Annotated in this window: 11 protein-coding genes; 9 read left to right on the forward strand and 2 right to left on the reverse strand. The window is 58.4% G+C overall.

Annotated elements, in window-relative coordinates:
• From ACDP63_RS24030 to ACDP63_RS24065, 8 genes are all read left to right on the forward strand, one after another.
• On the forward strand, positions 1 to 270 hold a 270-nt coding region (locus tag ACDP63_RS24030), incomplete at its 5' end, for a hypothetical protein (RefSeq protein ID WP_409928778.1).
• A gap of 141 nt (positions 271 to 411) precedes the next feature.
• Entirely contained in the window at positions 412 to 1,605 is a 1,194-nt protein-coding gene (locus ACDP63_RS24035) for a tyrosine-type recombinase/integrase (RefSeq protein ID WP_409928788.1), read from the forward strand.
• Positions 1,602 to 2,306: a hypothetical protein gene (locus tag ACDP63_RS24040; RefSeq protein WP_409928779.1), complete on the forward strand. Its 705-nt coding sequence runs from the start codon at positions 1,602 to 1,604 to the stop codon at positions 2,304 to 2,306. The genes ACDP63_RS24035 and ACDP63_RS24040 overlap by 4 nt, the downstream gene beginning before the upstream one ends.
• Positions 2,307 to 2,352: 46 nt before the next feature.
• Positions 2,353 to 2,556 carry a helix-turn-helix transcriptional regulator gene (locus ACDP63_RS24045; RefSeq protein ID WP_409928780.1) on the forward strand — a complete coding sequence of 68 codons (204 nt, stop codon included), beginning with the start codon at positions 2,353 to 2,355 and terminating at the stop codon, positions 2,554 to 2,556.
• 97 nt (positions 2,557 to 2,653) lie between these two features.
• Entirely contained in the window at positions 2,654 to 3,127 is a 474-nt protein-coding gene (locus ACDP63_RS24050) for a hypothetical protein (RefSeq protein ID WP_409928781.1), read from the forward strand.
• Positions 3,124 to 3,525, forward strand: coding sequence for a helix-turn-helix domain-containing protein (locus tag ACDP63_RS24055; RefSeq protein WP_409928782.1), 402 nt, complete (start codon positions 3,124 to 3,126; stop codon positions 3,523 to 3,525). The genes ACDP63_RS24050 and ACDP63_RS24055 overlap by 4 nt, the downstream gene beginning before the upstream one ends.
• On the forward strand, positions 3,518 to 4,525 hold the full coding sequence (locus ACDP63_RS24060; protein WP_409928783.1) for a hypothetical protein: 1,008 nt from the start codon (positions 3,518 to 3,520) through the stop codon (positions 4,523 to 4,525). The genes ACDP63_RS24055 and ACDP63_RS24060 overlap by 8 nt, the downstream gene beginning before the upstream one ends.
• 90 nt (positions 4,526 to 4,615) lie before the next feature.
• The gene (locus tag ACDP63_RS24065) at positions 4,616 to 4,837 is read left to right on the forward strand and encodes a hypothetical protein (RefSeq protein WP_409928784.1); all 222 of its coding nucleotides are present in this window, start codon (positions 4,616 to 4,618) and stop codon (positions 4,835 to 4,837) included.
• 175 nt (positions 4,838 to 5,012) lie between these two features.
• Here the strand turns inward: ACDP63_RS24065 and ACDP63_RS24070 are convergent, their stop codons facing one another.
• Positions 5,013 to 5,252: a helix-turn-helix domain-containing protein gene (locus ACDP63_RS24070; RefSeq protein WP_409928785.1), complete on the reverse strand. Its 240-nt coding sequence runs from the start codon at positions 5,250 to 5,252 to the stop codon at positions 5,013 to 5,015.
• Between the two features lie 113 nt (positions 5,253 to 5,365).
• On the opposite strand from ACDP63_RS24070, the gene ACDP63_RS24075 reads away from it, so the two are divergent.
• Complete coding sequence (locus ACDP63_RS24075; RefSeq protein ID WP_409928786.1) at positions 5,366 to 5,899, forward strand: hypothetical protein; 534 nt, start codon at positions 5,366 to 5,368, stop codon at positions 5,897 to 5,899.
• A gap of 24 nt (positions 5,900 to 5,923) precedes the next feature.
• Here ACDP63_RS24075 and ACDP63_RS24080 read toward each other — a convergent pair whose 3' ends face one another.
• A complete protein-coding gene (locus ACDP63_RS24080) occupies positions 5,924 to 6,403 on the reverse strand; it encodes an outer membrane protein (RefSeq protein ID WP_409928787.1) in 480 nt (159 codons plus the stop codon).
• Between the last annotated feature and the right edge of the window lie 110 nt (positions 6,404 to 6,513).

Below are 6,513 nucleotides of genomic sequence, written 5' to 3' on the forward strand. Positions count from 1 at the left end.
CGAAGCGATCGGCGCAAGCGTCGCATCCATCAAAACGCCCCTGACCGTGGCCTTGTTCGGCATCTCACCCTCTCCTCATCCGAAATCGCCACGCATTATCGGGGAAGGGAAAGGGCGTTGCGCCGCGGCCGGGTGCAACGGCCGGGCCAGGGGGCGTGCCGGACGAACGGGGCCGAAAACGGGACGGAAACGCAAAAATCCCAGGGAAACCAGCGCAATGCGTCGATTTCCCTGGGATTTCTGGTGCCGGTGAAGGGCAACGAATCGTGATTTCATGCACTCTCGTTAGGTTGCATTCACTATCAATCGTCAAACCTTTCCAATAAGTTATCTGACCCATGCCGTCCTATTTGCTAGCATTCACCCTCATGCTCTCTTATACTCAAAGGGGGATAGGAAGGTGGATTGAAAGTGCGCGCAACCAATCGTTTGTCAGCCAAAGGCATAGTCGCAGCCACGCCGGGGAAATATGCTGATGGAGGCGGACTGTGGTTCGTGAAGCGTGATGACGGTGGCGCGCAATGGGTTCTTCGGGTCACCATCCATGGCCGCCGCCGCGAAATGGGTCTGGGTGCCTTTCCCGCGGTGAGCCTTGCCGAAGCTCGTCGCAAAGCTGACGAAGCACGCGCCAAGGTCCGAGACAGCGTTGACCCTATCAAAGATCGAGAGCGGCAGCGCCGGGAGGCCGCGCGCAAGCTGCACCTGTTTCAAGACATTGCACAGGACGCATTTGAAAGCCGCAAGGCCGCCCTGAAGGGGGATGGGCAGGCGGGGCGCTGGTTCAGCCCGTTGGCGCTTCACGTTTTGCCGAAACTGGGCAAGGTTCCCGTCTCCGAAATCGACCAGATAGACATCCGCGACACGTTGGCCCCCATCTGGCACACGAAATCAGAGACCGCCCGGAAAGCCCTGCGGCGAATCGGCATCTGCATAAAGCACGCCGCTGCTCTCGGACTGCCGGTGGACCTTCAGGCGGTCGAAAAGGCCGATGCCCTTCTTGGCAAGCCTCGCCACAAGGCCGAGCACATCCCGGCCATGCCGTGGCAGGACGTTCCCTCGTTCTACGCCAGCTTGAACGAGGGCAGCACGACCCATCTGGCCCTGCGACTTCTGATCCTGACGGGTGTTCGGTCCTCTCCGCTGCGGCACATGCACGAAGATCAGATCGAGGGCGACATCTGGACCATTCCCGGCGAAAAGATGAAAGGTCGCCGTGATGCCACACCCGATTTCCGCGTCCCTCTGGTGCCGGAGGCGCTGGACATCATTGAGCAAGCCCGGCGGCTTTCCCGCTCGGGGTTCCTCTTTCCCAGCGTCCGGAAAGGTGTCATCTCGGACGCGACCATGGCTCGCCTAATGGAGCGGCGAGAAATGGACGCCCGTCCGCATGGCTTCCGCACCAGCTTACGCGTCTGGCTCGCCGAAGCGACCGACGCGCCGTATGAGGTCGCCGAAACAATGCTGGCCCATACTGTCGGCAGCGCCGTCGAGCGAACCTACAAACGCACCGACTTCCTTGAGCAGCGCCGCATTCTTCTGCTGCGCTGGGCGGATCATGTCACCGGGAAGACCGGGAAAGTCCTTCAGCTAGCGAGCGCACAATGAGCAAGGTTTCCTCTACATCGGTGCAACCCGTTGCAACGCAGGCCCCGCATGGCTCGGAAGCCTCATTCGATGTAATGGGGTTCATGACAGGCACATTGGAAGACTTGACAGGGGTCGTGGGTTACGTTCGACAGAGGCGTCCTCAACCAGATAAGATAGCCGGTTCTGATCCACTAGCTTACGAGAAGCGAATCCTCCACGCCCTTGCGGCAGCAGATGCCGCACCGCTGCCAGCCAATAGTGCTTTCGCCCGCGAGGCATTAAAGTTCATCGCTATAGCCGAGAAAATTATATCCGATTTCCCTATCGAACACCGCGAGGCTGCACGTCAGCTATTTCACGCCACGCGCCATGCGACTCTGCACGAATCGACAGCCATCCTGCGCAGACGGGCGGCAGACAAAGCAAAAAGGGGAGAAAAGCAACTTAGAGATATTCACAACGCTAACCTCGCATCAAGGAAATGGCATATTGGCGACGAAGAGTTATTTCTTCAAATAGACGCGCTCACCGGACATCCCAACGAGCGGAACGGGAAGAAGTTAAACAGTCGATCAGCACTGAAGAAGATCAAATATCCCAGCCTACTAGGAACACCCGAAAAACGTTGGCCAATGGCTACAATACGAGACTTGGACGCCACGTTAAGACGTTACTATAGGCATAAGAAAAATTTGGACGCCTATCAGACGTCCAAATAAAGCGGTGCAACATGGGACCAGATGAAACGAATCATGGTCTCATGGAATGAACACATACCCCACTCTTCAGCGACTCCGTTCGGCCCGCGAAGCCGCTGCCTACTATGGCGTCAGCACTTCCACGCTCTGGCGCTGGGTTCAGCAGGGCTTGATCCCGGAACCGATCCGCATCGGCGGACGCACTTTCTGGGAACCGGAGGCTTTGCAACAGCATACCGCCAAGCTGGCTGCCCAGCGCACCGGAAATTGAAAACCCGCCCATGCGCAGGCACGGACGGGGTAATCTCTGACAGGTTCTAATCAGATCATATCCTGACCGGCTGCGCATTCCAATAGGAATCGCATCTATGTCCAATATGAAACCCCATCACGGGACCGCTTCAGCGTGCCGTAACAATGAAACTGCCGCCATCATTCCCTTCGAACACACCCATCGGCGTGCATACGGCATTCCGCGCATCAACGAAGAGGAAGCAGAACTTCGCCTAGCAATCTCGCAAGCCATAAGAGCTTTGCTGCGGATGAGAGAACTTTCGATAAATGAGTTCCTCGTCGCCGATTGGTTGCTGATGCCGACCGTTTATGGAAGGCTTCCTTGGATTGCTTCGACCAGCCTCGCTTTGAACGGTGACGAATGGTTGCCTTCTGTGCTGATCGGCAAAACCAGCTATTTCGCCGCTCTCCGTGGTCTTGAGGAAAAGGGGATCATCTCCCGGAAGCGTTTGCCTTCCGGAGTCGCCCTCCACCTGCACATTGATCAAGACGCAGCGTTGACGTGCTTCCGCATGTGGCAGAAGCAGGCAACCGGGAGGTCGGCATGACCTGCGCCGAATCCTCCGATCACTACCCCGCCGAGGTTTTCCGCGTGGTCCTCCCCGGCAAATCCTTCCGGATTATCGAGTGCCGGGACGGTATCCAATGGGTGATCCAGCATAGCCGGAGAGGCGCTGACAAGCAGGCCACAGGCCGATGGCGCGGGTGGGCATATCCAACCACCAGAAGCGCCCTCATGCGCCTGTGGCATGAGAAAACCGGCTCTATCATACCGGAAATCGCTGCTCTTCCGGCCAGCATCTACCGGCTCCGTAAACGCGGTATCGACATCCATACCGAGATGGAACCCCATGCCGGTGATTACCCCGGACGGCACGCACGATACCACCTGTTGTCCGAGATTACCTGCGTCGGGGAGAGTAAAGACGGGGCGAGCAATGCGTGAATTGCACCGAGCGCCCCCCGACATTCTGAACCGGCTAGAAGGGGGGGAAACCCTCTCTCCGCTGGAAAAGCTACTGTTCCGGGAGCGCATAGATGACCTCTGGAAGCCATACCTCACCATAACCGAATACAGCGTTATCAGCTATATCGTGCGCCGAACTGTTCATTTCGGCAAGACTTCTTTCACCGCTTCGACAGAGAACATTCTGAATGGTGCGCAGGACTGGCCGGGAGTTGGCGTTAGCCGACGCACTTATTTCGACACGCTGAACACCCTCGAAGCCAAAGGCATGATCCAGCGGGTTCGCCATAAAAATGGTCGCGTCACCGTTGTCATCAACACCGAATGGACCCCGGAGGACCAAGAGATGATCCCGGTTCCGAAGCGCCTGAAGGATCAGAGACAGTGCCCCTCTGGCACCGAAGCTTGTTCGCGAGACGAACTAGGCCGGGAAATCAGTGCGCCATATGCACCAACTGGTGCAGCAAATGCACCGGATCGGTGCGCCAGACGCACCCTGAATACATACAGTAAGAATACCTTCAATAGGAATACCGGCAGTGTTGGCGATGCCGCCGCTGACGCGCCGTCACCGCGACCCGTCACGCCGAAGGAAAAGACCGAGAGGAAGCCTTCCCCGGATGAAAACCAAAATCCGTGTTTTTTCGGCGCGACCAAAGAATCTAGGAACTGCGACATCGAGGCGGTGCAACCCGCTGCAATTGCCGTTCGTCAGCGCATTTCCCGCGCCCAAGCCGAGATGCCCCGAGGCCCCGTGCACAGCACCACCTCCGGCGCTCTTGTGGCACCCATGCTGATGCTGGCCGAGACGTGGAAGGACGGTCGCTCCCGCATCTTGGCAGAGTGCGCAGCAGCGACGCAGGTCAGCCCCGCCGGGGCAGCCAAGACCGACACGCACAGCCCGGTCAAGCATTCTGCGCCCCCCACCCCCAGCCTTACCGCAGGAGGCACGTCCCAGACTATCCAGAACGGCCCGTAAAGGCATCTGCACCGCCCATGTCACTGCCCTGCGCTGACCCTAACCGCAGCACCTATGCGCCCTCGAAAACCTGACAAGGAGACACCCGAAATGACCGCATTCCTCGCGATCATCTATCTCGCCCTCGGCCTGTTCTGGTGGCGACGCATCGTCATTGCTTGCCCAGCGCCGGGCCAACCCGAAGAATGGCGCAAAGACCTGATCGAAGCCGACGCCCGCAGCGATGTTGCGCTGCTTCTCGCCAAGGGCACGTTCATCCTGCTTTGGCCGCTGGCGTTGGGCATGGGTTGGCTGTCGGCACGGCTGACATAGTTGCAACGGGTTGCACCGACAGCGAACCCAACGTGATCCACTTCCGACATGCGCAATTTCATGTGAACCCCAAGTTCAACGATCCCGCCCTCTTCGGAGGCACCTTCCAGATCGCCGTAGGGAACGACGAACAGGGCACCACGGTCATAGAGGAGGGGATGCTGCCGGGGGTCCACTACCCCGCCCGGTCCACCGCAGCGAAGATCGAGGCGGGTTCAACGCCCAGCGCCCGGCAAACGTGCAGAAATTCCACGATATCCAGCCGCCGCTCATAGCCTTCGACCTTGGCGACAAAGGACTGGGGGCGGCCCAGCCGGTCAGCCAGCATCTGCTGCGTCAGCCCGGCCTCCTTCCGCGTGGACCGTATCGCGTTGATGAGCCTGCGATACTCCTCGTCGTAGATGCTCTTCGCCAACCGCACATTCCTTGACCCGGCATGCAGCGGTGGTTAATCCCAGAAAGGAATTATCCCATTTCAGGATGATAGCTCGCTGGCAACATACCGCCCTACGGCAAGGAGCCCATGATATGACCACAGAGACCGGGACAGGCACTGGCACACCCAAGCGTGGCAAAGGCGCACTTCAGATTGTCGCACTACTCGCCATCCTGTATGCTGCGGCATCTATCCACATGGCCCTTGCTGGCCTTCTGTTCGTTTGCGCGCTTCTGCTTGCAGCGCTGTCGATCATCCGCCCGACCCCTTCCTATGGCCTCCCGACGCGCCGCTATGGTGCTGCCGTATTCTTTTCAGTGCTGATCGGCGGATCGGTTGCCATGGGCAGCGTTGCCGGACGGCACGACGAAGAACGCCTCGCCGCCCTGAAAGCTTCCTCCTCCGACATGAAGAGTAGCATACTTTGGGTCATCTGTGAGACCTCCTTGCTGCAGAGGTCAAGAGCTTGCTCAATCTTGCTGTTGGTTACCTCGACGGTGAGATCCTGTGCAATCGCGCCGGCATCGAACCCTGCCGCTATGATGGCACCGTGCCCGCGCAAGCCATATCAAGGCGTATCTCGCACACGAAAAAGCCGCCCTCGAAAGGACGGCTTTGGAGCATGATCTGAGAAAGAGACTAAGCGAGGCTTAGAAGCGGTAGTTAACGCCGAGTTTGACCTGCTGCATGGTCGCTTCCACGTTCCCTTCCGTGTCCTTCACGGTTCCGAAATCGGTATAGGCGTATTCAGCATAGCCAGACCAGTTATTGGTGAACCGGTATTCCGCACCGATACCGACGGTCACGCCATCAAGGTCAGTGCTGTCTGAATAGGTTTCAAAACCATCGGATGCCCGGCCATCCACATCAGCCCACGTATAGCCCAGCAAACCATAGGCCAGCAGGTTTTCGTTTACGGCATAACCGGCACGGGCAAAAATGGTCGCTGCCTTTTCGACTTCGAGATTTAGGTCACCGCCGAGCTCACCCAGAGCGTCACCATAAACACCGCTGAGGCCGCCGTCATACTTGCCAAGGTTGTATTCACCACCAAGGCCGAAAACACCTTTCCCGACTTGCCAGTCGTAGCCGACGCGGATCGCGCCCGAGACGCCATCCGGCTTGGTCAACGTGCGGCTAGGGCGTGTTGACAAAAGGGGTTCACCGGGCGCGGTGATCGTGATTCAAGCTGGTATCTGCAATGGAGACCAGCGTGGCACGAGACCTGATGTCGAACGAC

Origin of the sequence: Paracoccus sp. P2, assembly GCF_046335115.1 — a bacterium.
Classification (GTDB): Bacteria; Pseudomonadota; Alphaproteobacteria; order Rhodobacterales; family Rhodobacteraceae; genus Paracoccus; species Paracoccus pantotrophus.

Bases quoted from the DNA above. Each gene is read 5' to 3' on its own strand.
- ACDP63_RS24040 (WP_409928779.1), top strand. From the start codon at position 1,602: ATGAGCAAGGTTTCCTCTACATCGGTGCAACCCGTTGCAACGCAGGCC.
- ACDP63_RS24045 (WP_409928780.1), top strand. From the start codon at position 2,353: ATGAACACATACCCCACTCTTCAGCGACTCCGTTCGGCCCGCGAAGCC.
- ACDP63_RS24050 (WP_409928781.1), top strand. From the start codon at position 2,654: ATGTCCAATATGAAACCCCATCACGGGACCGCTTCAGCGTGCCGTAAC.
- ACDP63_RS24055 (WP_409928782.1), top strand. From the start codon at position 3,124: ATGACCTGCGCCGAATCCTCCGATCACTACCCCGCCGAGGTTTTCCGC.
- ACDP63_RS24060 (WP_409928783.1), top strand. From the start codon at position 3,518: ATGCGTGAATTGCACCGAGCGCCCCCCGACATTCTGAACCGGCTAGAA.
- ACDP63_RS24065 (WP_409928784.1), top strand. From the start codon at position 4,616: ATGACCGCATTCCTCGCGATCATCTATCTCGCCCTCGGCCTGTTCTGG.
- ACDP63_RS24075 (WP_409928786.1), top strand. From the start codon at position 5,366: ATGACCACAGAGACCGGGACAGGCACTGGCACACCCAAGCGTGGCAAA.